Annotated in this window: 19 protein-coding genes; 3 read left to right on the top strand and 16 right to left on the bottom strand. The window is 71.0% G+C overall.

Annotated elements, in window-relative coordinates:
* Positions 1–120: 120 nt before the first annotated feature.
* The 6 genes from WFJ01_RS12570 to WFJ01_RS12545 all read right to left on the bottom strand — a co-directional run bounded on the left by WFJ01_RS12570 (position 121) and on the right by WFJ01_RS12545 (position 8,889).
* Complete coding sequence (locus tag WFJ01_RS12570) at positions 121–1,650, bottom strand: SDR family NAD(P)-dependent oxidoreductase (RefSeq protein ID WP_336629209.1); 1,530 nt, start codon at positions 1,648–1,650, stop codon at positions 121–123.
* Positions 1,651–1,832: 182 nt separating this feature from the next.
* Entirely contained in the window at positions 1,833–2,591 is a 759-nt protein-coding gene (locus tag WFJ01_RS12565; RefSeq protein ID WP_251447681.1) for an SDR family NAD(P)-dependent oxidoreductase, read from the bottom strand.
* Positions 2,592–2,614: 23 nt separating this feature from the next.
* Positions 2,615–3,751 carry an ATP-NAD kinase family protein gene (locus WFJ01_RS12560; RefSeq protein WP_336629208.1) on the bottom strand — a complete coding sequence of 379 codons (1,137 nt, stop codon included), beginning with the start codon at positions 3,749–3,751 and terminating at the stop codon, positions 2,615–2,617.
* A gap of 4 nt (positions 3,752–3,755) precedes the next feature.
* Positions 3,756–5,396, bottom strand: coding sequence for an aminomethyl-transferring glycine dehydrogenase subunit GcvPB (gcvPB, locus tag WFJ01_RS12555; RefSeq protein ID WP_336629207.1), 1,641 nt, complete (start codon positions 5,394–5,396; stop codon positions 3,756–3,758).
* Entirely contained in the window at positions 5,393–6,769 is a 1,377-nt protein-coding gene (gene gcvPA / locus WFJ01_RS12550; RefSeq protein WP_336629206.1) for an aminomethyl-transferring glycine dehydrogenase subunit GcvPA, read from the bottom strand. Before gcvPA ends, gcvPB begins: the two co-directional genes overlap by 4 nt.
* Positions 6,766–8,889 carry a beta-galactosidase gene (locus WFJ01_RS12545; RefSeq protein ID WP_336629205.1) on the bottom strand — a complete coding sequence of 708 codons (2,124 nt, stop codon included), beginning with the start codon at positions 8,887–8,889 and terminating at the stop codon, positions 6,766–6,768. Before WFJ01_RS12545 ends, gcvPA begins: the two co-directional genes overlap by 4 nt.
* Positions 8,890–9,013: 124 nt before the next feature.
* Between WFJ01_RS12545 and WFJ01_RS12540 the strand changes: the two genes are divergently transcribed.
* Positions 9,014–9,670, top strand: a complete 657-nt coding sequence (locus tag WFJ01_RS12540; RefSeq protein ID WP_251447694.1) for a GntR family transcriptional regulator — start codon at positions 9,014–9,016, stop codon at positions 9,668–9,670.
* 178 nt (positions 9,671–9,848) lie between these two features.
* Here WFJ01_RS12540 and WFJ01_RS12535 read toward each other — a convergent pair whose 3' ends face one another.
* From WFJ01_RS12535 to WFJ01_RS12505, 7 genes are all read right to left on the bottom strand, one after another.
* Positions 9,849–10,745 carry a carbohydrate ABC transporter permease gene (locus WFJ01_RS12535; protein WP_336629204.1) on the bottom strand — a complete coding sequence of 299 codons (897 nt, stop codon included), beginning with the start codon at positions 10,743–10,745 and terminating at the stop codon, positions 9,849–9,851.
* Positions 10,742–11,683, bottom strand: a complete 942-nt coding sequence (locus WFJ01_RS12530) for a carbohydrate ABC transporter permease (protein ID WP_292887945.1) — start codon at positions 11,681–11,683, stop codon at positions 10,742–10,744. The genes WFJ01_RS12535 and WFJ01_RS12530 overlap by 4 nt, the downstream gene beginning before the upstream one ends.
* Before the next feature lies 1 nt (position 11,684).
* Positions 11,685–13,001, bottom strand: a complete 1,317-nt coding sequence (locus WFJ01_RS12525; protein WP_336629203.1) for an ABC transporter substrate-binding protein — start codon at positions 12,999–13,001, stop codon at positions 11,685–11,687.
* A gap of 428 nt (positions 13,002–13,429) precedes the next feature.
* Positions 13,430–15,238: an amylo-alpha-1,6-glucosidase gene (locus WFJ01_RS12520; protein WP_336629202.1), complete on the bottom strand. Its 1,809-nt coding sequence runs from the start codon at positions 15,236–15,238 to the stop codon at positions 13,430–13,432.
* 46 nt (positions 15,239–15,284) lie between these two features.
* A complete protein-coding gene (locus WFJ01_RS12515) occupies positions 15,285–16,226 on the bottom strand; it encodes a carbohydrate ABC transporter permease (RefSeq protein ID WP_251447717.1) in 942 nt (313 codons plus the stop codon).
* Positions 16,223–17,173 carry a carbohydrate ABC transporter permease gene (locus WFJ01_RS12510; protein ID WP_292887956.1) on the bottom strand — a complete coding sequence of 317 codons (951 nt, stop codon included), beginning with the start codon at positions 17,171–17,173 and terminating at the stop codon, positions 16,223–16,225. The genes WFJ01_RS12515 and WFJ01_RS12510 overlap by 4 nt, the downstream gene beginning before the upstream one ends.
* A 2-nt stretch (positions 17,174–17,175) precedes the next feature.
* On the bottom strand, positions 17,176–18,474 hold the full coding sequence (locus tag WFJ01_RS12505) for an ABC transporter substrate-binding protein (RefSeq protein ID WP_336629201.1): 1,299 nt from the start codon (positions 18,472–18,474) through the stop codon (positions 17,176–17,178).
* A 212-nt stretch (positions 18,475–18,686) separates the two neighbouring features.
* Between WFJ01_RS12505 and WFJ01_RS12500 the strand changes: the two genes are divergently transcribed.
* Positions 18,687–19,616 (top strand): NAD(P)-dependent oxidoreductase, encoded by a 930-nt coding sequence (locus WFJ01_RS12500; RefSeq protein ID WP_295034614.1) that lies wholly within the window; start codon positions 18,687–18,689, stop codon positions 19,614–19,616.
* Positions 19,617–19,836: 220 nt separating this feature from the next.
* Positions 19,837–21,498: a glycoside hydrolase family 13 protein gene (locus tag WFJ01_RS12495; RefSeq protein WP_336629200.1), complete on the top strand. Its 1,662-nt coding sequence runs from the start codon at positions 19,837–19,839 to the stop codon at positions 21,496–21,498.
* Between the two features lie 170 nt (positions 21,499–21,668).
* Here WFJ01_RS12495 and WFJ01_RS12490 read toward each other — a convergent pair whose 3' ends face one another.
* The 3 genes from WFJ01_RS12490 to WFJ01_RS12480 all read right to left on the bottom strand — a co-directional run bounded on the left by WFJ01_RS12490 (position 21,669) and on the right by WFJ01_RS12480 (position 26,324).
* Positions 21,669–22,931: an MFS transporter gene (locus WFJ01_RS12490; protein ID WP_336629199.1), complete on the bottom strand. Its 1,263-nt coding sequence runs from the start codon at positions 22,929–22,931 to the stop codon at positions 21,669–21,671.
* A gap of 76 nt (positions 22,932–23,007) precedes the next feature.
* Complete coding sequence (locus WFJ01_RS12485; RefSeq protein ID WP_336629198.1) at positions 23,008–25,260, bottom strand: glycoside hydrolase family 3 N-terminal domain-containing protein; 2,253 nt, start codon at positions 25,258–25,260, stop codon at positions 23,008–23,010.
* The gene (locus tag WFJ01_RS12480; protein ID WP_442928047.1) at positions 25,257–26,324 is read right to left on the bottom strand and encodes an ABC transporter permease; all 1,068 of its coding nucleotides are present in this window, start codon (positions 26,322–26,324) and stop codon (positions 25,257–25,259) included. The genes WFJ01_RS12485 and WFJ01_RS12480 overlap by 4 nt, the downstream gene beginning before the upstream one ends.

The following is a 26,324-nucleotide window of genomic DNA, read 5'->3' as shown; positions in this document are numbered from 1 at the left end:
GGTTTCCGGAGGCTGCGGCCCTGCAGAACGCGCACCCTCCCTGCAGAACGGCCGACTGCGCGGCGCGACGTCAGGGCTGAGCGGTCACCAGAGGCTGAGCGGTCACCAGGGGCGGAGCGGTCACCAGGGGCTGGGCTCGTAGTCCTTCAGGAACACGCCGTGCACGTCCTCCCCGGCCTCGCCGCGCACGATCGGGTCGTACACGCGGGCGGCGCCGTCGACGAGGTCGAGCGGGGCGTGGAAGCCCTCCTCGGCGAGGCGCACCTTCGTGTAGTGCGGACGCTCGTCGGTGATCCAGCCGGTGTCGACGGCGGTCATCAGGATGCCGTCGGTCTCCAGCATCTCCCCGGCGCTCGTGCGGGTGAGCATGTTCAGCGCGGCCTTCGCCATGTTCGTGTGCGGATGGCCCGGACCCTTGTACCGCCGCGAGAACTGACCCTCCATCGCCGAGACGTTGACGATGTGCTTGCGGCGCGCGGGCGACGCGGCCATCGCCGGACGCAGCCGGCTGATGAGCAGGAAGGGCGCGGTGGTGTTGCAGAGCTGCACCTCGAGCATCTCGAGCGGATCCACCTGGTCCACGCTCTGCACCCAGCTGTTCACCCGGTTCACGTCGGGCACGAGACCGCCCGCGTCGATCGCGCTGCCGTCGGCGTGCTTCGCGAGCGACGAGGATCCGGGCGCCATCGCGAGTCGCGCCAGGTCGTCGGCGGTGAGCGCCTGGCCGCTCTGCTCGGCGATCGTGCCGCCGAGAGAGGCGATCGACAGCAGCGGATGCGCGTCGACGGACGCCTGCAGCGCCTCGGGGTGCGGATCCGCGGTGTGCCCAAAGGTCTCCATCTCGGGCAGCGGGCCGTTCGGAAGCGGCTGCAGCTCGGCGTCGACGAGCAGCGAGTACGCACCCGGCGAGCGCCGCACGGTCTGCGCCGCGTTGTTGATGAGGATGTCGAGCGGCCCCTGGGCCGCGACCGAGTCGGCGAGCGCGATCACCTGGGCGGGATCGCGCAGGTCGATGCCGACCACGCGCAGGCGGTGCAGCCAGTCGGCGGAGTCGGGGAGCGCCGCGAACCGGCGCACGGCGTCGCGCGGGAACCGCGTCGTGATCGTCGTGTGCGCGCCATCGCGCAGCAGCCGCAGCGCGATGTGCATGCCGATCTTCGCGCGCCCTCCGGTGAGCAGGGCCCGCTTGCCGGTCAGATCCGCCCGCGCGTTGCGCTTGCCGTGGCTGAACCGCGCGCAGTCGGGGCAGAGCTGGTGGTAGAAGGCGTCGACGGTCGTGTACGGCTGCTTGCAGATGTAGCAGTTGCGGGGCTTCAGCAGCTCGCCGGCGGTGGGCGCGTCCACCACGCTCGACGCGAGGTCGAGGCCGCGGGTCTCGTCGTCGATGCGGTCGGGGGCGCCCGTCGCGGTCGCGGCGATCACGGCTTTGTCGGCCTCGGCGATCGCGTCGCGGATCTCCCGTCGGCGCACCCGCTTGGCGGCCTTGAACATCGCGGCCGTGGCCCGGCGCACCTCGATGAAGTCGGGGTGGGTCTGGTCGAGCTCGTGCAGCTCGGCGAGCACCCGGAGGGTCGTCGCGAGGTCGTTCGGGTCGATGCCGGATCCGACGGCGTCGCCGAGGTCGGAGGCGTCGGAATGCGCGTCGGTCATTGGACCGATTCTACGCGAGCACGCTGAACGGGATCCGGGACGAGCGCCGTTCCCCTCCCTCGGTCGCCTTTCCCTCCCCGCAGCAGCGACTCCCCGGGGAGGGGAAGACGGCTCGGGGAGGGAAACGCGCCCCCGGGGAACCGCGCACGAGCGGCCGCGCGGTCGGCACGCGGGGCGGCGCCTCAGGCGATGCCGCCGCCGTCGACGACGAGGGCGGATCCGGTCACGTACGACGACTCGTCGCTCGCGAGCCACACCACGGCCGCGGCGATCTCGGACGGCTGGCCCATCCGGTTCAGCGGCCGCTCCGCGGCCTCGGCGAGGAAGCCGGCCTGGTCCTGACCGAGCTGGCGGGCCTCGTCGCGCAGCATGCCGGTGTCGACGTCGCCCGGGTTGACCGAGTTCACGCGGATGCCCTGCGGGCCGTGGTCGATCGCGAGCGCACGGGTCATGTTGACCACCGCGCCCTTGGACGCGCAGTACGAGATGGCCTGACCGCCGCCCTTGAGGCCCCAGCCGGATCCGGTGTTGACGATGGATCCGCCGCCGTTCGCCGCCATGACGGGCACGACGTGCTTGCACATGAGGAAGATCGCGCGCACGTTGACGCCGAACACGCGGTCCCACTCCTCGACCGTGGTCTCGACCGCCGTGGTGCGGCGGATGATCCCGGCGTTGTTGAAGACGACGTCGACACCGCCGAAGCCGTCCACGACCGCCGCGACGACGCGTTCGATGTCGGCCTCGCTCGAGACGTCGGCGCCGATCGCGAGGGCGGTGCCGCCGGCCGCCCGGATCTCCTCGGCGACGGCCTCGGCCGCCTCGGCGTTCAGGTCGACGACGGCGACCTTGGCGCCCTCGGCGGCGAAGGCGAGGGAGGTGGCGCGGCCGATGCCGCCGGCGCCTCCGGTGACGATGGCGTTCTTGTTCTGCAGTCGCATGGTGGTTCCTTTGCGGGTGGGGGTCAGACGGGGGTGGTCTCGGGGGCGGAGACGGCGTAGAACGCGGTGGCCGCGGCGCCGGTGATGACGCGGACGTGCCCGGCGAGCGCAGCGTCGAGCTCGGCGTCACCGGTGTCGACGAGGAGCGGGCGCCCGGCGAGGTCGACGAGCTTCTGCTCCGGGGCGACGACGAGGAGCGGATCGGATCCCATCGCGCGGATCACCCGCGCCGAGAGCTGCTGGTTGCCGCGTCCCAGCAGGAAGCCCTGGCCGCCGATGACGGTGACCACGGCCTGCGCCGGCCCGGCGGCGACCTCGTCCAGCAGGCGCCGCTCGTCCGCGCCCGCGGCGATCACAGCGCCGTCGAGCACGACGTCGACGGCGAGCGGGGTCTTGGCCACGCCGAGCTCCGCCGCGATCCGTGCGGTGGTGCCGCCGGGACCGAGCAGGTACCGCACGCCGGGGCGCATCGCGGCGACCGCGGCCCGTGCGGCGGAGGCGACCGCGGCCTCCTCGGTGGCGGGCGTCGGCGCCTTGCGCGCCTGGGTGCGGCCGAGACGCTGGGGGACGCGGAGCGTGCCGTAGAGCACGGGTTCGACCCGGGCGCGGCGCAGCGCCGCCTCATCGACGTCGAGCACCTCGCGCTCGGCGGTGGGGACCGGATCCGGCCCGATCCAGTCGGCGGCGAGGGATCCGGCCGCGACCGGGCTCACCGCGAACACGGGCGAGTACATCTTGACGCCGGCGGGGATGCCGAGCACGGCGGGGCGGCCCGTGGGCGTCGTCAGCCCGCGCACGGCGTCGCGGAGGGTGCCGTCGCCGCCGGCGACGAGCACGAGCGTCGCTCCGGCGGCGGCCACGGCCGCCACCGCGGCGGCGGTGTCCTCGGGCGAAGTGGGATCCCCGACCGGCGTGAACACCACGACCGGCTCCAGCCCCGCCTCGGCGACCGCGGCGGCGCCCATCGCTCCGGCCGCGGTGAGGATGCGCACTCCGGGATGCGCGCGCGCGATGATCGCCAGCGCCTGCACCGCACGCCCGCCGGCCCGCGGGACGGAGCCGTGCTCCGCCGCGCGGGCCTGCACGGCCGCACCGTCGGAGCCGGCGAGGCCCGCGGGCCCGCCGACTCCGGCGACAGGGTTGACGACCAGTCCGATCACGCGATCAGGCTCCGACCGCGACGGGCTCGGCGAGCGCGACCTCCGCATCCGGAAGGGCACTCCGCGCGGGGCCGTCCGGCGCTTCGCCGAAGTACTTCCGGCGGTAGGCGCGCCAGGTGATCGCCCAGCGCTCAGGGTCGTCCAGGTCGTCGTGGTGGGTGTGGTGCACGGTCTGGTTGTGCGGCGCGGTGCGGACGAGCTCGGGGTTCTCCCGCGCCTCCTGCGCGACCTGGGCGAGCGCCGCGACGTACTCGTCGATCTCGGCCTTGGAGTAGCACTCGGTGGGCTCGAGCGTGAACGGTTGCGGCACGACATAGGGGTGGTGGCTCGTCCAGTAGTGGAAGCCGTAGTCGGCCATCCGGATGCCGATCTCCTCCGAGGAGATCCCGGTCTCCTCGAACAGCTCCTGCCACGAGTACCGCACCTGCTCGATGCGACGGCGCCCGGTCGCGTAGGGCGCGGACGCCCCGGGGATCTCGAGCACCTTCTTCAGCAGGTAGTTGTTGTTCAGCACCGCGATCCGGGAGGCCTCGAGCATGCCCTCGGCCCCGAGCGCCATGATCCAGGCGTACGCCCGCACGACGTGCAGGATGACGCCGTGGGCCGGCGCGACGTGACCGATGGACAGTTCGCCGGGCTCGCGCACCACGAAGCGTCCGTCGACCCGCTCGACACGGGGTCCGGGCAGGAACGGCGCGAGCGCCGCGCTCACCGCGTTGGCCGCGGCCCCCGGACCGCCACTGCCGTGCGGGGCGGAGAACGTCTTGTGCAGGTTGAACTGGCACACGTCGAACCCGGCATCGCGGGCGCGGGTGATCCCGAGGATCCCCGCGGCGTTGGCCTGATCGTAGGAGGCGAGGGCGCCGACCGCGTGCGCGGCGTCGACCCACTCCTTGATCGCGGGATTGTAGATCCCGGTGTCCTCCGGGTTGGTCACCATGATCGCCGCGGTGCGCTCGGAGAGCGCCGCCTGGAGCGCTGCGAGATCGGGGTAGCCGTCGGCATCCGGGTAGATCGTGATGACCTTGTACCCGGCGACCTTGGCCGCGGCGGCGTTCGAGGGGTGGCTGAAGATCGTCGTGATGACCTCGTCGCGCTGCTCCGCCTCTCCGCGCGACGCATGGTAGGCGCGGATCATCGCGATGTTCGTCCAGATGCCCGCGGATCCGCCCGGGGAGGCGAGCGAGACGGCGTCCATGCCCGAGATCTCGGCCATGAGCCGCTCCAGGCGCCAGATCGCCTCGAGCGCGCCCTGCGTGTCGGCCGGGTCCTGCGCGGGGTGCAGCGCGCGCAGCTGCGGCACCTCGATGAGCTGGTCGTTGATCTTCGGGGAGTACTTGATCGTGCAGGTGCCCTGCCCGATGTCGACGTTGAGGTCGGATCCGAGGTTCTCCTGCGAGAGGCGCAGGTAGTGCTTGAGCACGCGCATCTGCGCGATCTCGGGCAGCGCCGGCGGGGTCGTCCGGCGCATGCCCTCGGGGAGGGCGGCCACGACGTCGCCGACGGCCTCGCGCACGACGGGCTCGACGGGCGTCACGAGCACGCCGCGTTCTCCGGGGGTGGAGAGCTCGAAGACGATCGGCTCGTCCCAGCTGGCCTGCTGGAAGCGGCGGGGGCTCGGCTTGGGGGCGACGGGGAGGCTCACTGGTCCTTCTCCTCGGTGTCGATGGCCGCGGCGAGCGCAGCGGCGAGGCGGTCGATGTCGGCGGCGGAGGTGGCCTCGGTCACGCAGACGAGCAGCGTCCGCTCGTCCACGACGACGCCGGGCTCGATGCCCTCGGCGCGCAGCGCGGCGACGACGTCGGCGGCGCGGGCGCCGTCGAAGCGGATCGTGAACTCGCGCAGGTGCAGGGCGTCGTCGCCGAGGCGGACGCCGTCGATCGCGGCGAGCCGCTGCCGGGCGTAGGCGGTGCGGGCGAGCAGCAGCTCGCCGAGGTCGGCCATGCCCTGCGGTCCCATGAGCGCGAGGTGCACGCCGGCGGCGATCCCCCACAGCGCGGCGGCGGTGCCGACCCATTCCTTGCCCTCTTCGCGGTGCGCGAAGGAGGTGCGGTCGTAGGCGACGTCGCCGAAGCCGTACTCGCCGGGCACGTCGGTGGACTCCAGGCCGAAGAGGCGCGAGGGCATCTCCATCACGAACCGCGGCTCGTCGTGCACCGCGATGAACCCGGCGTGCGCGCCGCCGAACCACTGGTGCAGGCCGAGTGACTGGATGTCGCCCGTGACGATGTCCGCGCCCTGCAGCGCGGGCGGGGTCAGCACCCCGTAGCCGATCGGGTCGGTGCCGACCACGACGACGGCCCCGGCGGCGTGCGCGGCGTCGGCGATCTCGCGCAGCTGCGTCTCGACGGCGCCGGTGAAGCTCGGCGTCTCGACCCAGACGGCCGCGACGTCGTCGGAGAGCCGGTCGCGCAGGGCCGCGACGTCCGCGATGCCGCCCGCGCCGGGGATCCGCTCGATCTCCAGCCCGGCGCGCGTGTAGTCGCGCACCTTCGAGTCCTTCTCCGGCAGCACGTCGCTCACGGCGAGCACCCTGATGCGGCCGGTGAGGCGGCCGGCCATCGCGAGGCCGGTGGCCGTAGCCTGGTAGCCGTCATAGGTGGGCACGTTCACGACGTCCATCGCGAGCAGCTCGGCCATGAGGGACTGGTACTCGAAGAGCGCCTGGAAGCGTCCGTGGTCCTCGTAGGGCTCGCCCGCATAGGCGGTGAGGAACTCGCTGCGACGGATCACCTCGTCCACGACCGCGGGCACGTAGTGGTTGTACGTCCCGGCGCCGAGGAAGCTCAGACGCTCCTCGGTGGTGCGGTTCTGCGCCAGGATCCCGCGCACGTGGCGGGCCAGGTCCTGCTCGGCGGGCAGCGGCGCTGGCACGTCCAGCGGACGGCGCAGGCGCAGGTCCTCCGGCACGTCGGCGTAGAAGTCCTCGATCGAGGCGGCGCCGACGGCGGCGAGCATCTCGGCGTGGATCTCGGGCGCCGTGTTCGGGATGTAGGGGTGCACGAACGTCTGCGTCATGCCAGCTCCTTCGACGGGGTGGCCTGGGTGGGCCGGGGGGTGTGGGTCAGGGTGAGGAAAGGGATCTGCGTCGCGCGCGGCGTGGCGACGACCGCGACTCCGTACGCGTCCAGCGTCACGGCGTCGCCCGTCTCGGATCCGCTGAGCAGGTCGAGGCCGGCGGCCGGCAGCTGGAACGTGACCGGGTCGGCCGCGTGGTTGAGCAGGAAGGTGTAGTCGGTGGTGTCGTCCGAGCGCGTGACGGCCTCGGCCTGCACGGACACCTCATCGCGGGCGGGGAGGCCGGCCGTGCGCAGCACGTCGCGGAACACCGCGACGAGACCCTCGGGAGACAGCATGGCGCTGACGTACCAGGCGGATCCGGATCCGTCCGCACGGCGGGTGATCGCCGGAAGCCCGGCGAGCTCGCCCGAGGCGTACGCCCCGCGGATCTCGACGTCCGCGTCGGCCTCGATCCACTCGCTCCAGCTGGGCACCTCGAGCACGTCCGCGCCGTAGGCCAGGGATTCCGTGCGGCCGTCGGCGATCGGCCACTGCTCGTCGACCTCGATGCCGAGCAGGCCCCGCAGCGGGCCGGGGGCGCCGCCGTCGTGCACCTTCTCGGTCGCGTCGACGACCCCGGAGAAGGGCCCGACGACGAGGGTCCCGCCGCGCTCCACGAAGGCGTGCAGAGCATCGGCCTGCCCCTGCTCCAACACGTAGAGGTTGGGTGCCACGACCACGTCGTAGCCGTCGAAGGGCGTCCCCGCGTCGGCACCCCCCGCGCGCACGGCGTCGACCGGGTGCCCCAGCGTGGAGAGGGCGCGGTGCCAGGCGCGAGCCTGCGGCGCCCACTGCAGCCGCTGCGACGGCAGCGACTCGACCGCGCTGGATCCCCACCAGGAGTCCCAGTCCACGATGAGCGCCACGCGGGAGCGCACCCGGCTGCCGCGCACCGGCTCGAGCCTGCGGAGCTCGTTGCCGAGCGCCTTCGTCTCCCGGAAGCTGCGCGAGCGCTCGCCCCGGTGGCCGAGCATCGACGAGTGGAACTTCTCCTGGCCGTACTTGGCCTGGCGCCACTGGAAGAACATCACGGCGTCGGATCCGTGCGCGACGGCCTGCAGGCTCTCCACGCGGATCTTCCCCGGCGCCTTCGGCACGTTGATGTCCCGCCAGCTGGTGGCGCTGGCCGACGACTCCAGCAGCAGCCACGGACGGCCGCCCTTGAGGGAGCGCATGAGTCCGTAGTTGAGCGCCGCGCCGACGTGGGACGTCGGATCCATCGGATCCGGATAGGCGTCGTCGGTGACGACGTCCTCCCGCTCGGCGAAGCGCCAGTAGTCGAGGTCGCGGAACATGCTCATGAAGTTCGTCGTGACCGCGATGTCGGGGGTGACCTCGCGGAGCACGTCGATCTCGACCTGGAAGAGCTCGAGCATCGCGTCGGAGGAGAAGCGCTCGAAGTCGAGCAGCTTGGTGGGGTTGACCGGGCCGGGCGCCTTCTTCGGCGTCTCGATGTGCTCCCAGGATGTGTAGCGCTGGCCCCAGACGTTCACGCCCCAGGCCTCGTTCAGTCCGTCGAGATCGCCGTAGCGGTCCTGCAGCCAGCGGCGGAAGTGCCGGGCCGACTCGGGGCACCAGCAGCGCGAGACGTGGTCGCCGTACTCGTTCGAGATGTGCCACATCGCGAGTCCCGGGTGCTCGCCGTAGCGCTCGGCGATCGCGCGGGTCATCCGGGCGACGTTCTCGCGCCAGATCGGCGACGAGGGGCAGTAGGTCTGCCGGGATCCGAACTCCAGCCGGTGCCCGTCCGCGTCCCAGGGGGCCATCTCGGGGTGGGCCCGCAGCAGCCAGGACGGCGGGGTGGCGGTGGCCGTGGCGAGGTCGATCCGGATCCCGGCCTCGTGCAGCAGATCCAGGATCCGGTCCAGCCAGGCCCAGTCGTACACGCCGGGCTCGGGCTCGAGCTGGGGCCAGCTGAAGATCGGCAGGCTCACCATGTTCACGCCCGCCTCGAGCATGAGCCGGATGTCCTCGCGCCAGACGTCCTCCGACCACTGATCGGGGTTGTAGTCGCCGCCGTACGCCAGGGCGTCGATGCGGACCTCGCGGATCCGCTCGCCGTCGGGATGCTGCGCCACGGAGGCTCCTCTCTGAGTCTGTACAGAAGATCTGTTCAATGTATTCTGTATACAACAAGCGTAGCTGGAAGCGGGGATACGGTCAAGCCGTAGGCTGACCGCACCGGCCGAAGGGGAAGAACGAATGGCGATCGAACGCAAGAACCTGCGTTCCCAGGTGCGCGAGGAGCTGCTCACCCGCATGCGCGCCGGAAAGGTGCAGCCCGGCGAGGGGATCAACGAGGTGCAGCTGGCCGCCGAGCTCGGCGTCAGCCGCACTCCGCTGCGGGAGGCCCTGATCGCCCTGGAGTCGGAGGGTCAGATCACGAGCGAGAACGGCAAGGGCTTCCGCTTCGTGCCGCTCAGCGCCGGCGAGTTCGAGGACCTCGCCCCGGTGATGGCGACCCTGGAGAGCCTCGCCCTCGAGCTCAGCCCGGTCGACCAGCTGAAAGCCGTGGGGGCGCGCCTCGTCGAGCTCGCCGACGCGTTCACCGACGAGCACGTCGAGCACTCCCTGGTCATGACCAAGGACGACGAGTGGCACGCGCTCATGCTGTCGGTGTGCCCGAACCGGCGCCTGCTCGACGTGATCGAGAGCGTGCGGGGATCCTTCCACCGCTACGAGGCCCTCCTCGTCGCCGACGACGTGAAGATCGACCGCGTCGCCGCCGAGCACGCCGCGATCGCGCACGCCCTCGCCGACGGCGACGTCCCCGCCGCGGTCGCCGCGCTCAAGGTCAACTGGACGCACGGCATGCAGCGCATCCTCGACAACTCGTCGAGCGCCTACTTCTCGGCCTGACGTCCGTACGGTCGCGGGTCGCACGGTCGCACCATCCGTCCGCTCCGCCCGCTCCGTCCAGTCCGTCCGCTCCGCCCAGTCCGTCCGCGAGACCGAACCTGCGTCGCGAGACCGCGGATGAGTTCCACGGTCTCGTGACGCAGGTTCGGTCTCGCGGGGACGAGAACGGTCCGACGGGTCAGCCCTTGACGGCGCCGCCGAGCAGGCCGGCCACGAACTGCTTCTGGAACACCAGGAACAGCACGAACAGCGGCAGGGTCGCGAGCAGGGATCCGAGCATCAGCCCGGAGTAGTCCACGCGGCTGAGTCCGATCATCGTGTTCAGCGCGACGGGCACCGTGTACTTGTCCTCGGAGTTGAGCATGAGCAGCGGCCAGATGAACGAGTTCCACTGGCTGATGAAGGTGTAGATCACGAGGGCGGCGATCTGCGGGCGGGCCACCGGCAGCACGATGCGGTAGAACGTGCGCAGCTCCGAGGCGCCGTCGATCCGCGCCGCCTCGATGAGCGTCGTCGGGAAGTCGAGGAAGCCCTGACGCATCAGGAAGATGCCGAACGCGTTCGCGAGGAACGGGATGAGGAGCGCCTGATAGGTGTCGATCCATCCGGCGCTCGCCATCATCTGGAACAGCGGGACCAGCAGCACCTGCATCGGGATCATCATCGTGACCAGGATCACTCCGAGCAGCACCCCGCGCCCGCGGAACCGGTAGGTCGCGAGGCCGTAGCCGCACATGATGCTGATCAGCGAGCTGAACACCGTGTAGACCACGGCCACGAGGACGCTGTTGAGCATCACCTGGCCGAAGCCCACGCTCTCCTGCAGCCGGCCCAGGTTCTGCCAGAACTCTCCGCCGGGGAGGATCGGCAGCGGGGTGACGAAGAGGTCGCTGGTCTTGTGCGTCGAGGCGATCACCATCCACAGGAACGGGATGAGCGCGAGCACGCTCGCCACGACCATGATCGCGTAGACCGGGGCGCGGAGCACGACCCGCCGCAGCAGCGGCTCCCCGCCGGACGAGGACGGCTGGCCGGCGCGGCGACGCCGGCCGGTGGTGATCAGCTGCGTCGTCATGGCTTCTCCCTCATGATGCGGAACTGGATGAGCGCGATGATCCCGGTGAGGATCACGAGCATCCAGGCGATGGCGCTCGCGTAGCCGAAGTCGAACTGCTGGAAGCCGACCTTGTACAGGTACAGCACCGGGGTGAGCGTGGCGTTGTTGGGTCCGCCGCCGGTGAGGATGAAGTTCTCGTCGAAGAGCTGCAGCGCGCCGATCGTCGACGTGACGCTCGTGAAGATGAGCACCGGGCGCAGCTGGGGCACGACGATGTGCCGGAAGGTCTGCCAGCGTCCCGCGCCGTCGATGCGGGCCGCCTCGTAGAGCTCGGGCGGGATCGACTGGAGGCCGGCGAGGATGATGACCATGTTGTAGCCGGTCCAGCGCCAGGTGATCGAGGCGATCACGGCGACCCGCGCCCACCATTCGTTGTTGAGCCAGTCGATGGGCCCGGCGCCGAACAGCGCGAGGAACTGGTTCAGCATGCCGCCGTCGGTCGTCATGATCACGCGGAACACGACCGAGTACGCGACGAGCGTGGTGATCGACGGCAGGAACGTGAGCAGCCGGAACCCCGCGCGGAACCGCAGCCACGCCTGGTTGAGCAGATAGGCGAGCCCCACGGCGAGCGCGATCATGATCGGCACCTGCACGACCAGGATCAGCAGCGCGTTGCCGAGGCTCTTCAGCACCAGCGGATCCCGCAGCATCCGCGCGTACTGGTCGAAGCCGACGAACGTGCTCACCCCGCCCGAGGTGCGGAACAGGCTCTGCAGCAGCGACACCGCGAGCGGGTAGGCGAAGAACAGCGCGAGCAGCGCCGCCGCGGGAAGGGCGAACCACATCCCGGGGCGGTGCCTGCGCGCGGCGAGGCGGCGGCCCGAGCGCGGGGAGCCGCGACGGTCGTCGTCGCGGCTCCCCTCGTCGGAGCGCCGCACGGTGGCGACGGTCATGTCAGCCCGCGATCTTGCGGCCGGTCGAGTTCGCGATCTGCGCGGCCGCGTCGTCCAGCGCCTTCTTCGGATCCTCGCCGTTCAGCACAGCGGCGCCGACCGCGTTCGCCACGGCGTCGCTCGCGACCGACTGGTCGGAGGTGAAGGAGATCGAGGGGATCTTCGGCGTCAGCTCGGCGAAGGCCTGGAAGACCTTCTGGCCGCCGAAGTAGTCGCTGGACTGCTCGAAGAAGTCGCTCTTCAGCGCGGGCAGGTAGGCCGGGAAGAGCCCCTCCTTCTGCATCATGCTCGACTGGTTGTCGGTGTTCGCCAGCACAAAGGCCAGGAAGTCGGCCGCGAGCTGAGGGTTCTTGGCCTGCGCGGGGATCGCGAGACCGGATCCGCCGTTGTTCGAGGTCGGGGCGCTGGTGTCGTCGAAGACGGGCAGGTCGCGCACGGCGTACTTGCCGCTGAGCTCGGGCGCCTCGCCCTCGAGCGTGCCGATCCACCACACCGCCTCGGGGGTCACCGCGGAGTCGCCGTCCTTGGCGCTGGTGACACTCGCGTCCCAGCCCTTCGCATTGGTGATCAGCCCCTTCTTCTGCATCGTCTGCAGCAGGGTGAGGGTGCGCACCGCGGCGGGCGAGTTCACGGTGATGTCGCCCTTGTCGTCGAAGAATCCCTGGCCCTGCTGCTGCAGGTACATCGAGAGCGATCCGCCGGCGGAGAGATCGGCGGTGAGCAGGGTGTGCCCCGTGGCCGCCTTGATCTTCTCGCCCGCGGCGACGAGGTCGTCCCAGGTCTTGACGGAGGCCGGATCTACGCCGGCGGCCTGGAAGTAGTCGGTGCGGTAGAACAGGCCGACGGTGCCCGAGTCCCAGGGCGCCATGCGCAGCTTGCCGTCCTTGTCGGTGCCGGTCGACCACTTGAACGGATCGAAGCCGGCCTTCTTGTCGCCGAGCACGGGAGACAGGTCGGAGAACCCCTGGGGGAACTGCGTGATGTAGCTCTGGTTGTGGTCGGTCTCGAGCGTGATCAGATCCGGCAGCCCCGTCCCGGCCTGCAGCCCGACCGAGATCTTGTCGTAGGCGTTGTCGTAGCCGATGTCGACGACCTTGATCGTCGTGCCCTTGTGGGACTTCTCGTAGTCGGCGCCGAGCCGCTTGAGCGCCGTCGCGGCGACGTCCCACGACCAGATGGTGATCGTGCCGGTCGCCTCGGCTCCGGGCTTCAGGGTCTCGTTCTTCGAGGGCGCTCCGCCGCCGAAGGCGCATCCGGAGAGGGCGATGGCCGCCGTCGCCCCGATCGCCAGCGCGAACATGCCGCGTCGCTTCATCATGACCTCCTCGTCAGAATTGTGTATTGCATACAGTACACGGATGGTGACGCAAACACTACGACGGATCCGCCGAGCGACGGTCCTCCCGATGGTGGGGGTGCCTCGTGCTCCGCGCCTTCTTCCCTGGGGGCCTTTCCCTCCCCCACAAGCGCGACTGCGGGGAGGGAAGACCGCGGCGGGAGGGAAGCGCGGATCAGGGACCGCGAATCAGGGAGCGCGGCCCGGATGCGCGGCCCCGGACGCGGGCTGCCGCCTCAGCGGACACCCGAAGACCGGGCACCCGAAGACCGGGCACCGGAAGTGCAGCCTCGCTGCAAGAGCGGTCCCCGAGAGTGCAGCCCGGCGGGCGCGCCGGGGCGCGGGGCCCCGGGCGGAGCTTCGCCCGGCGCCCGAGGCTCAGCCCGCCGGAAACCCGGCCCGGGGGCGCGTCAGCGGCTCAGCGCCACCGCGAGGTCGAGGAACAGCGCGGCGGACCAGCCGAACGCGGTCGTCGCGCGCTCGGCCTTGAGACCGGTGCGCGGGTTGAAGTACTCGTGCGGGCCGCCGCCGTGGATCACCAGGCGCACGGTCTGCTCGCGCAGCGCCCTGGCACGCTCGGGCTCGCCCGCCGTCTCGAGCCCCTCCGTGATGAGCGCACTCGTGTTCACCCAGATCGGCCCGCGCCACATCCGCTCCGCGGAGAAGTCCGGATCCGCGGCGGAGACCGTGGGCAGCCCCCACGCGAGGCCGTAGCGCGCGGGGTCGCCGATCGCGGCGACGAGCGCGGAGCGCACCTCGGCCGGAAGCCCCTCGACGCGCAGCGGCAGTAGCCCGAGGACGGTGTCGCTCGCGATGCGCTCCCCCGCGCCGCGGGCGATGAACCGCTCCTCGACGGGATCCCAGAGCCGCTCCACGAGCAGCTGCGCGGTGCGATCGGCGCGGGAGAGATGCGGCGCCGGGTCATGGCCGGGCAGATACCGGGCGGCGAGCGCCGCGATCTCGCGGTCCTGCTGCACGAGGTAGGCGGCGAGATCCGGCGCCGTGGTCGGGATCGGCCCGTCGAACACCGGGCTGTCGTCGAGACCCGATGAGTACGGATGCCCGTACTCGGGCAGCCCGTCGCCGTCCAGGTCCGACCCGTTCTCCGCGGGGCCGGCGAACCACCAGTCCTGCGAGCGGATCACGCGCTCCAGCTGGGCGGCGGCCCAATCCGGTGCGTCCTCGACCTCGAGCACCTTGCGCAGCGCCCAGGCGGCGAGCGGCGGCTTGGTCAGCGGCACCGGCGCCGTGGGATCCGCGATCCGGGATCCGGCGCGGCGGAGGTTCGCCCGGTCCGATTCGGGCAGGTCGTCGCTCGTCGCGAGGATCCCCTCCTCGTGCACCACGTCGGGAAGCTGTCCGTTCGCACGGGGGAAGCGGAACGCGAGCTCGAGCTGCTCGCGCGCGAGCGCCGGATCCCCGTGGCGCAGGCCGACCGCGATGAAGTACGCGTCCCACTGCCAGAGCCCGACGTAGCCGATCTTCGACGGCACGACCGCCCTGGCCCCGGCGAGCGCCGGCAGCTCGACGATGTTCGCGCCGAGCACCCACCAGCAGAACGCCGCCATGTCCTGCAGGTCGGCGCGCACCCGCGGGCAGCGGTCGAACCAGTCCGCCCACTCGGCCGCACGGGCCTCCTCCGCCGCCGCGTGGGCGCCGGCGGGCTGCGCCGCGACCGTGACGCTCCTGTCGTCGGCCACGTCCAGCCGCAGGCCGGATCCGATCCGGTGCTCCTCGACCGTTCCGTCCGGCCGCGTGATCCGCACCGAGGCCGCGGGATCACCGCCCACGCTCAGGGCCCGCAGCCCGTCGAAGGTCAGGGACACCCCGCTCAGGTGATTTCTGTCGCTTTCCGTCCCGTTTTCCGACACTTTCTGCGACGGGAGCGGAGGTTCCACCCGCGAAACGGGCGAACCAGGCGAGGCGGGCAACGGGGCCATCGGGTCCATCGCGGCCACCGCGCCGAACGAGATCCGGTGCGGCTGCACGTCGGCGACCGGGAGCACCCGACCGTGCGCGTCGTGCGCGACGAGGGCGTCGAGCACCCGGCACTCCTCGAGGCTGCGCTCGTACTCCGAGGTGTGCACGCGCACGCCGTCGCCGGCCCGGAAGACGAGCAGCCGGGAGCGCGGGATCGTGAACGGCGCGGTCTCCAGGTCGAGGTGGCGCCCGGCCGCCCGCGCGAGGGCCTCCGCGGTCATCCCATCGACGGAACGCACGCCGCCCTCGTGCGCCTCGGCTTCGCACTCCCCGGTTTGCTGCACCTCAGCGCCCTCCCAGTCCCGATGCGGCCATGCTGTTCAGGATCCGGCGCTGCCCGATCACGAACACGACGAGCATCGGCACCGTCGAGATCGCCGAAGCCGCCATCACGAGCCCGTAGTTCACGGATCCGAACTGGCCCTGGAACGACTGCAGCAGCAGCGGCACGGTGAACAGGTCGGGGGTGTTCAGCAGCACGAGCGGGAAGAGGAACGAGTTCCACACGTCGATGGCGACGATGATGCTCAGCGCCGCGAGCCCCGGCTTCAGGTTCGGCAGGATGACGGTGAAGAACGTGCGGATCCGCCCAGCCCCGTCGACCAGCGCCGCCTCCTCGAGCTCCTTCGGCAGCGCCAGCACGAACTGACGCATGAGGAACACGGCGAAGGGGTTCGCGATCATGCCGGGGATGATCAGCGCCAGGTGCGAGTCCACCCAGCCCAGCTGCGTCATCAGCAGGTAGAACGGGATGAGCGTGACCTGCTTCGGGATCATCTGCGTCGCGAGGAACACGATGAACAGCACCTTGGATCCGCGGAACCGGATCCGCGCGAACGCGTAGCCCGCCATCGACGCGGTGATCAGCGTGCCGATCACGACGAGCACCGCGATGTAGGCGCTGTTCAGGTAGGCCTGCGCGAACGGCACGGCCTCCCACGCCTGCGCGTAGTTGTCGAACGTCCACGGGTTCGGGATCACCGACAGCGGATCCTTCAGCAGCTGCGGCAGGGTCTTGAACGAGGTCAGCAGCATCCACAGGAACGGGAAGACCATCCCGATCCCGGCGACGATCAGCACGACGTGCAGGATCGTGGCGGAGGCACGGCGCGCGCCCTTGCCGGCCGGCTTCGGCCGGATCCGTCGCCCCGGTGCGACGAGCGCGATCGTGGAGTCGGTGGCGGGTGCGCGGCCTCCGGTGGTCAGATGCGGGGCGTCGACGCTCATGCGGGGTCATCCTCGTAGTGGACGAACTTCTTCTGGGCGGCGAACTGGATCGCCGTGATGACCAGGGTCAGCAGCAGCAGGATGATGCTCGCCGCGCTGGAGAGGCCGAAGTTGAACTGCTTCATGCCGAGGTCGTAGATGTGGTAGACGATCGTGCGGGTCGCATTGTCCGGACCGGCGTTCTTGACCAGCACGTAGACCGTGTCGAAGGTCTGCAGCGACGAGATGAACGCGACCACCGACGAGAAGAAGACGATCGGCGAGAGCAGCGGGAGCCGGATGCTCGTGAAAAGCCGCCATGCGCCCGCGCCGTCGATCCGCGCGGCCTCGATGACCGAGGGCGAGATGTTCTGCAGCCCGGCGAGGAAGATGATCACGTTGAGGCCCAGCGACGACCAGATCGTCACGATGCACACGGCGATGAGCGCCAGGCGCGGATCCTGCAGCCAGTCCGGCGGCGTGACCCCGAAGACCTTCGAGATCGTGGTCGAGAGCACCCCGTCGGCGCGGAACATCTGCTGCCAGATCATCGCCACGGCGACCGTCGAGGTCATGACCGGGGCGAAGAACAGCACGAGGTACAGGGTGCGGGTCTTCAGCTTCTCCAGCGCGACCGCGATGACGACCGCGAGGGCCAGGCCGATCGGGACCGTGATGATCGCGATCAGCAGGGTGTTCACGATCGCGCGGCCGAAGAGCGGATCCGACAGCTCCGCGGCGAAGTTGTCGAGGCCGACCCAGCTCAGGTCGGTCAGGCCGTCCCACTTCGCGAAGGCGAGCACGAGGCTGGCGAGGAAGGGCAGGAGCACGAAGATGCCCATCCCCACCAGCTGTGGTCCGACGAAGGCGTAGCCCCAGCGACGGTCGCGCCGCCGCCAGCCGGCCTCACGCCGCCACTCGGGCGCCGTCGTCGACGACGCCCGAGTGGTCACGGCTTGCGTGCTCATCGTCACTTGCCGTTCTGGACCAGCTTGCCGACCGCGTCGAGGGTCGCCTGTGCGTCCTGCTTGCCGTTGTACAGGGCGAGGAACTGGTCGCCGATGCCGGAGCGGATGCCGGGCAGCTTCGCCTCGGTCGCGTAGTTGACGAAGCCGATGTCGCGCATGTCGAGGAACGTCTGGGCGTGAGCCGGGTAGCCGTCGAGCACGACCTTGTCGGCGCCCTTGATGGACGGGACCGCGTTGCCGCCGCCCTGCAGCCGGAAGGTCTGGCCCTCGGCCGAGAGGAACTCGGTCCAGAACGTGAACGCCGCGTCCTTGACCTTGGTGTTCTTGTTGATCGCGAGGAAGGAGGTCGCGACGCCCGTCGGGGCCGCCTTCCCGTCGGGCGTGGGCCAGGGGGCGATGTCGTAGGAGTCCTTGACCCCGGCGGCCTCGACCGTGCCGATCGTGTAGCGGCCCTGCACGAAGAATCCGGCCTTGTGCGAGACGAAGACGCTGTCCGCGCCCGCCCCCTCGGGCAGGGTGTCGGCGACGACGAAGGTCTTGTCCTGGAACAGCGAGCCGAACTGGTCGAGCGCCTTGACCGCGTCGGGGTTCTTGTTCGCGACGAACTTCCCGCTCTTGTCGTAGGGCGCGTCCACGCCCTGCGAGCTCAGCCAGCTCCACTGGGTGGCCCAGTAGTTCCAGAACATGGTGCCGGTGAGGCCCGCATCCTTGAGCTTCTTGTTCATGTCGAGGTAGGCGGCGGTCGTCCACTTCCCCTCGGCGGCGAGCGTGGCCGGGTCGTCGGTGATGCCGGCGGCCTTGAGGGCCTCCTTGTCGTACCAGAACACGTCGGGGTTGGAGTCGTTCGGGGCCGCGTAGATCTCGCCGTCCTTCTCCGCCGCGCCGAACAGGCCCGGCGAGAAGTCGTCCAGCTTGCTCTGGCTCTTCGGGCCGTCCATGAGCGCCTTGACGGGCATGAGACGGTTCGAGCCGACGAACTGGCCGATCATGTCGTCGCCCACGTAGAACACGTCGGGGGCGGTGTTGCTGGTGAGCTGTGCGAGAAGCTTGGAGTGGTAGTCGTCGTATCCTGCGACGGGCTGCAGCTTGACGGTGATGTCCGGGTGCTTCTTCATGAACTCCTTGTCGAAGTCCTGATAGCGCTTGAGCTCGTCGGCGCTGCCCCAGGTCGACCAGACGAGGGTGGTCTTGCCACCGGCGGAGGCGCCGCCTCCGCCGCTGCAGGCGGCGAGGCCGAGCATCAGGGCGCCGGCGGAGACCGCAGCGAGCGTGCGGAGCAGGCGAGGGTTCGAGCGGGGCATGGCGCCACCTCTTTCGTCGTTGAAGGGCCGTTCGGGTGCGGGACGCACTCAGTATTATGTATACAGTTGACGAGGATGTCAACCGCCGGCGGCGATGCCGAGCGCCGGATCCCGTCCTCGCCGAGCGCCGGATCCGGTCCTCGCCGAGTGCCGGATCCAGTCCTCGCCGAGTGGCCTGCTCCGGCATCGCGCGCACCACCTACGCTCGTAGGGTGAGCTTCCTCGTCACCGTCCCCACCGCCGAACTCGCCGCCGACGTCATCGCCCGCGGCCCGCTGCCCGACGGAGTGGAGGTGCGCGTGTGGGACATGGCGACGCCCCCGCCCGCACAGCGCATCGACATCGTCGTGCCGTCCTACCTCGGCCGTCAGCACCTCACCGCACTGGCGGACCTGGAGGTCGGCCTCGTGCAGGGTCAGATGATCGGCTATGAGGCCGTGATCGACCGCATTCCCGCCGGCATCCCGTTCGCGAACGCCGCGAGCGTGCACGAGCCGGCCACGGCGGAGCTCGCCCTGGCACTGACCCTCGCCGCACAGCGGGAGCTGCCGCGGTTCGTGCGCGCGCAGGACGCGGGCGTGTGGGACCGCGCCTTCACGTCGAGCCTCGCCGACCGCCGGGTGCTGCTCGTCGGGATCGGCGGCGTCGGCACGGCGGTCGCCCGCCGGCTCGCCGGCTTCGAGGTCGCCGTCACGGCGGTCGGCCAGACCGCCCGCACGGAGGTCGTCGAGGGCCTCGGCGAGATCGCCGTGCACGCGCTGGCCGACCTGCCCACGCTCCTCCCCGAGGCCGAGATCGTCATCCTGTCGCTGCCCGGAGGACCCGCGACCCACCGGCTGTTCGACGCGGCGATGCTGGCGCGCATGGCCGACGGCGCACTGCTGGTGAACGTAGGTCGCGGCACCCTCGTCGACACCGATGCGCTGGTCGCCGAGAACGGCCGGATCCGCGCCGCGCTCGACGTCATGGATCCGGAGCCGCTGCCGGAGGGGCACCCGCTCTGGACCACTCCGGGAGTGCTGTTCACGCCGCACGTCGGCGGCGCCTCGACCGCGATGAACCCGCGCATCGCCGCCCTCGTGCGCACCCAGATCGACCGCATGCTCGCGGGCGAGGAGCCGGCGAACCTCATCCCCCGCTGAGCCCGGATGCCTACTGGCGGTGTTCTCGCGCGCACAATTCAGGCCAGACGCCGGTCCCACCCCTGCGGATCTGCGGATTCTGCGGGGTCGGGAACCCGCCCCACGGCATCCAGCCTGAATTGTGCACGGACCCGCGACCTCACCGCAGCACCCCGCCGCCGATCGAACCGATTCGATCCCCGCGTTTCCGGGATCCCCCGCGTCCCGGTAGCCTGATCGCATGGCCGAGATCGAGCAGCAGTCCGCCCCGGGTTCCGAGTGGTGGCGCACCGCCGTCATCTACCAGATCTACCCGCGCTCCTTCGCGGATGCGGACGGCGACGGCATCGGCGACCTGCCCGGGATCACGTCACGGCTGGACGCGCTGCAGGACCTCGGCGTCGACGCCATCTGGCTGAGCCCGTTCATGCCGAGCCCGCAGAAGGACGCGGGCTACGACGTCTCCGACTACCGCGGCGTGGATCCGCTGTTCGGCACGCTCGACGACTTCGACGCGATGCTGGCCGCGGCGCACGCCCGCGGCATCCGCGTGATCGTCGACCTGGTGCCCAACCACTCGTCCGACCAGCACCCGTGGTTCCAGGCCGCACTGAAGGCCGCCCCGGGCAGCCCGGAGCGCGCCCGCTACATCTTCCGCGACGGCAAGGGCGCGCACGGCGAGCTGCCTCCGAACAACTGGCAGAGCGTGTTCGGCGGCGGCATGTGGACCCGCGTGACCGAGGCCGACGGCACGCCGGGGCAGTGGTACCTGCACATCTTCGACACCAGCCAGCCCGACTTCGACTGGACCAACGACGAGGTGCGCGAGGAGTTCCGCGGCGTGCTGCGCTTCTGGCTCGACCGCGGCGTCGACGGCTTCCGGGTCGACGTCGCCCACGGCATGATCAAGAAGGCGGGGCTGCCGGACTACACGCCCGCCGTCGACGCCGACTCGATGGGCGGGGATCAGGACGACGTGCCCTACTGGGGCCAGCCCGGCGTGCACGAGATCTACCGCGACTGGCACGACGTGCTCGCCGCCTACGACGGCGACCGCGCGCTCTGCGCCGAGGCGTGGCTGCCGACGCTCGATCAGATCGCGCTCTGGGTGCGCCCCGACGAGATGAACCAGGCGTTCAACTTCAACTACCTGATGACCGCGTGGAACGCCGGAGACCTGCGCGCCGTGATCCGCGACTCCCTCGACGCGTTCGGAGCCGTCGGCGCCCCCAGCACCTGGGTGCTGTCGAACCACGACGTCGTGCGCCACGCCTCGCGTCTGGCGCTCGCCTGGGACAACCCTCAGGGCGACGGCATCGGCCCGCGGGACGAGCCCAAGCCCGACCGGGCCCTCGGCCTCGCACGCGCCCGCGCCGCGACCACCGTGATGCTGTCCCTTCCCGGATCCGCCTACCTGTACCAGGGCGAGGAGCTGGGTCTTCCCGAGGCCATGGAGATCCCCGACGAGTTCCGCCAGGATCCCACCTGGTTCCGCACGGAGGGCGAGCGCTACGGTCGCGACGGCTGCCGGGTGCCGCTGCCGTGGAGCGGCACGGCCCCGTCGTACGGCTTCAACGACACCGGCGCCTCGTGGCTGCCGCAGCCCGCGGAGTGGGCCGAGTACGCCCGCGCCCGGGAGGACGGATCCGACACGTCGACCCTCGCCCTCTACCGGGAGCTGCTGCGGCTGCGGAAGGGGCGCGGACTCGGATCCGGGTCGCTCGTCTGGGAGGATCTCGGATCCGATGCCGTCGCGTTCCGCCGCGGCGAGCTGCACATCGCGGCGAACCTCGGCTCCGCACCGCTCGCACTCCCCTCGGGCGCCACGGTGCTCGTGCACAGCGCCCCGGACGCGGGCACGGTGCTGCCCCCCGACTCCGCGGCCTGGTACACCCTCGGCTGAGGTCGCTGACGACCGCCGGGCCGCCGAGCACGGCCCTCCCTCGGTGTCGTCGAGCGAGAACTCCGAAGGCGACCGAAACCCCTCGGGGTCGTTGAGCGAGGCCGCCGAAGGCGACCGAGACGAAACGCGGCGCTCTCGCGAGAGACCGCCGCGTCTCGTCTCGCTGCTCGCTACGCCCGGTTCTCGCTCAACGACTCCGGGAGGGGCACGGAGGCACCGAGCTCGCCCGCGTCCGCGCCGCCCCGGGCCCGGCGCCGATGCGCCACTGCGGTGGTGAGCTGCACGCCGAGGGTGATGGCGAGCACGACCCCCGACAGCGGCAGCAGCTGGTCCGGCAGGGCGCCGGCGGCGAGGGCGAGGCCGCCGAGGGCGCTGCCCAGCGCGCTGCCGAGCATCATCGCGCTGTTGTTCAGGGCGAGCACGAGCGCGGCGACCGCGGGCGGCACCATCGTCGCCAGCCGCGTCTGGGCCGCGACGCCGGAACCGCCGTTGAAGAACGCGCACGCCAGGAACCAGACGAGTCCCGCGACGGCTCCCGCGATGCCCGGAAGCATCAGCCCCGCCCAGCCCAGCAGGGCGGCGGCGAGCACCGTGGCGACGATGACGGTGAGCACCGCGACCGGGCCGCGGCGGTCGGTCACGCGACCCGAGACGATGTTGCCGACGAGACTGACGATGCCGTAGCCGAAGAGCGCGCCGATCATCGGGTACCCCTCGCCGATGCGCGGTCCCAGGATGAGCGTCGCGTAGGTGAAGCAGAGGTAGCTCGCGCACATGAGCCCCATCGGGACCACGAGAACCGCGAGGATCGCGGGCCGGGTGAGCGGGCTCAGCGCCGCGCGCAGCGACAGCGGCGGCAGGTGCAGACGCGGCACCCGCGCGATGATGCCGACGAGCGCGGCCGTGCCGACGCCGACCACGAGGAACAGCGGGATCCGCCAGTCGGTCTGCCCGATCACGAGCCCGACGGGCACGCCGAGCGCGGTCGCGAAGAGGAAGCCGCCCATGACGAGCGAGAGGGCCCTGCCCCGGTAGTGCGCGGGGGTGCGCGCGATGACGTACGAGCCGATCACGGCGTTCAGCAGCGCACCGCCCACGGCCGAGATCACCCGGCCCGCCATCGCCCAGAAGTAGGTGGGGGCCAGCCCGACCAGCAGGTTGCCGAGCACGAACACGGTGAGCGCGAGCACGATCGTCACCTTGCGCTCCCACCGTCCGGTGAGCGCGCCCAGCACCGGGCCGGCGATCGCACCGGTCGCGGCGAACACGCTCATGAGCTGTCCGGCGGCCGCCGCGTCCACGTGCAGATCCGTGGCGATCTGGGGCAGCAGACCTGCCAGCACGTAGCCGTCGATGCCCATCGAGAAGGTCGCGACGGCGAGCCAAATCAGCGCTCCGGGCCGGAAGCCGGTGTCCTCATCAGTCGTTCGCACCAGGTCATCCAAGCAGAGCGGATCCGTCGGGCGGAAACTTTTGCAAGGATTCCGGACGAATTGTCGGATCCGACGGTCAGGCCCCCACCTCGAAGGCCGCGGTGAGGAGCACCTCGTCGCGCGACGACGGACCCACCAGCAGCTCGAAGGCACCGGGTTCGACCCGGCGGACGCCCGCGGCGTCCACGATCGTGCAGTCGGCGACCGGCAGCTCGATCACGACCCGGCGCGACTCCCCCGGGGCGAGGTCGACCTGGCGGTACGCCTTGAGCTCCTTGTCGGTCCAGCTCGTGCTCGTGACGACGTCACGCACGTACGCCTGCACGGTCTCGCGCACCGGGCGGGTGCCGGTGTTGGCCACCGTCACCTCGGCGACGATCGTGTCGTCCGCACCGAGCGACGACGACACCAGCGCGAGCGCGGAGTACTCCACGGTCGTGTACGAGAGGCCCTCGCCGAAGGTCCATGCCGGCGCCTGCGTGAGATCGGCGTAGCGCGTGCCGTGCTGTCCGCGGATCTGGTTGTAGTAGGTCGGCTGCTGGCCGACGTGCCGCGCGAACGAGATCGGCAGCCGCCCCTGCGGCTCGATCGCGCCGGTGAGGAGCTCGGCGATCGCGCGCCCGCCCTGCATGCCGGGGTTCGCCGCCCAGATCACGGCGGCGGCCCTCGACGCGGATGCCGGGAGTACGAGCGGCTTCGACGCCAGCAGCACCACGACCACGGGTGTCCCGGTGGCGATCACGGCGTCGAGGAGGGCGTTCTGGGCTCCGATGAGTTCGAGGGTCGCGGTGGAGCGGCCCTCTCCGACGAGCTCGATCCGGTCGCCGACGACCGCCACGACGACGTCGGCCGCCTCCGCGGCCCGCACCGCCTCGGCGAGGAGACGCGGATCCGGCTCCGCGGGCACGACCACCTGCGGGCGGGGCTGGCCGTCGGGGAAGGTGGCGCCGAGCGGATCGTCCTCGAGGGTGAGGATGTCGGCGCCGTGCGCGTGCCGTACGGCCAGTCCGTCGACCGCGCGCAGACCGTCCAGCACCGTGGTGATCATCTCTCGGGGCTGGCCGTCCAGCCAGCCGGCCTGTCCGGATCCGCCGGCCCAGTCGCCGAGCTGCGTCTGCGCGTCGTCGGCGAGCGGACCCACGACGGCGACGCGGATCGGATCCGCGGCCGTGAGCGGCGCTGTCCCGCCGAGCGGCAGCACCCCGTCGTTCTCCAGTAGCACGAGCGAGCGCCGCGCCATCTCGAGGTTGAGGTCGGAGTGCGCTCCACTGCCCACCACGGCGTCGAGCCCGGGCGAGGGGAGTCGGGGGTTCTCGAAGAGGCCGAGGTCGAACTTGAGGGTGAGGATGCGGGTCACGGCGGTATCGAACGCGTCCGGGGACAGCATCCCCCGCTGCACGGCCTCCAATGCCCCTTCGTAGAAGTGCGGGGTCGTCATCACCATGTCGTTGCCCGCGGTGACCGCCGCGGCCGCGGCGTGGGCGTAGTCGGGTTGCACCTTCTGCTCCCACACCATCCGGCCCACGTTGTCCCAGTCCGTGATCAACGTGCCCGTATACCCCCACTCCCCACGCAGCACGTCCGACAGCAGCCAGTCGTTCACCGTGATCGGCACCCCGTCCGTGCTCTGATACCCGAGCATGAACGTGCGACACCCCTCCCGCGCGACCCGCTCGAACGGCGGCAGGAACCACGACCGGAGCTTGCGCCGCGAGATATCCGCCTCCGACGCGTCCCGCCCGCCCTGCGTCTCCGAATACCCCGCGAAATGCTTCGCCGTCGCCAGGACCGCCGTCGGATCCCCCAAACCCTCCCCCTGATACCCGCGGACCATCGCGCTCGCGAGCTCCCCGATCAGGAACGGGTCCTCCCCGAACGTCTCACTGACCCGCCCCCACCGCAGATCCCGGGCGATGCACAACACCGGCGAGAACGTCCAATGCACCCCCGTCGCCGACACCTCCTCCGCCGTCGCCCGCGCCACCCGCTCCACCAGCACCGGATCCCACGACGCGGCCATCCCCAACTGGGTCGGATAGATCGTCGCCCCGGGCCAGAACGAATGCCCGTGAATGCAGTCCTCCCCGACCAGCAACGGGATCCGCCACCGCGTCAGCGCCGTCAACCGGTTCGCCTCCACGATCCGCTCCGGCGACGTATGCAACACCGACCCCACATGACGACGCAGCACATGATCAGCCAGATCATCCCGCGCATCCAACTGCAGCATCTGACCCACCTTCTCCTCCACCGACAACCGACCCAGAAGATCCGCCACTCGCTCGGCCGTGCTGAGGGCGGGATCGCGGAAGGGCAGGGCGTCGCTCATGCAGTGGTGCTCTCTGTGTGGGATCCGGTCGTCGCCGGGGAGGAGTCGGTGCGCACCGCGGTCACCGCGGCGTTCTGGTCGATGCCCCGCTTGCGCAGGGCGCGGGCGCGCTCCCCGGCGGAGCGGAGGCGGGGGTTGACGTACTCGTCGATGCCGAAGTTGATCAGGGCGAGGGCGACGCCCAGCAGGGCGATGCAGAGACCGGCCGGCACGTACCACCACCAGTAGTCCGGGAAGGCGCTGTTCTGCTGCGCCCAGAACAGGATGGTGCCCCAGTTCAGGTTCGACACCGGGATCACCCCGATGAAGGCCAGCGTGGTGAGCCCGAGCACGGCGGCCGTCATGGTGCCGACGAAGCTCGACGCGATGATCGCCATGAGGTTCGGCAGCATCTCGACCAGGATGATCCGGTGCAGCGGCTCGCCGTTGGCGCGCGCCGCCTGCACGAAGTCGCGGTTGCGCAACGACATCGTCTGCGCCCGCAGCACTCTCGCACCCCAGGCCCAGCCGGTCAGGCCGAGCACCGCGGCGATGACCCACAGCGGCGGATCCTGGAACTGCGAGGCGATGATGATCATCAGGGGCAGCCCCGGCAGCACGAGGAACACGTTGGACAGCGCCGACAGCGACTCGCTCTTCCAGCCGCGCAGGTAGCCGGCGGTCACGCCGACCACGATCGCCACCACGGTCGCCATGATCGTGGCGAGGAAGCCGACCACGAGCACGCCGCGCGTGCCGTAGACGAGCTGGCTGAACACGTCCTCGCCGATGTGCGTCGTGCCGAGCAGGTGCTTCCAGGACGGCGGCTGCAGCGTCGCGTCGAGGTGCTGCGCGGTGGGGCTGTAGGGCGCGATCCACGGGGCGAAGACGGCCAGGAGCACGAAGACGCCGAGGATGATCAGCCCGGCCGCCGACTTGCGGTTGCCGAACATCGCGAGCGACGCTCTGAGCTGCGAGCGGAAGGTGCGGGCCGGGGCCGGCCGCGACCCGGCTGTGAGCAGGGCGGCGGTCTCCGGTGCGCCGGCGGCGGGCTGCGCGATCTCGTGCGGAGCGGGAATCGTCAT

It is taken from the genome of Microbacterium sp. MMO-35 (genome assembly GCF_037147555.1).
Lineage (GTDB): Bacteria > Actinomycetota > Actinomycetes > Actinomycetales > Microbacteriaceae > Microbacterium.
This window is presented reverse-complemented; position numbering and strand designations above follow the sequence as displayed.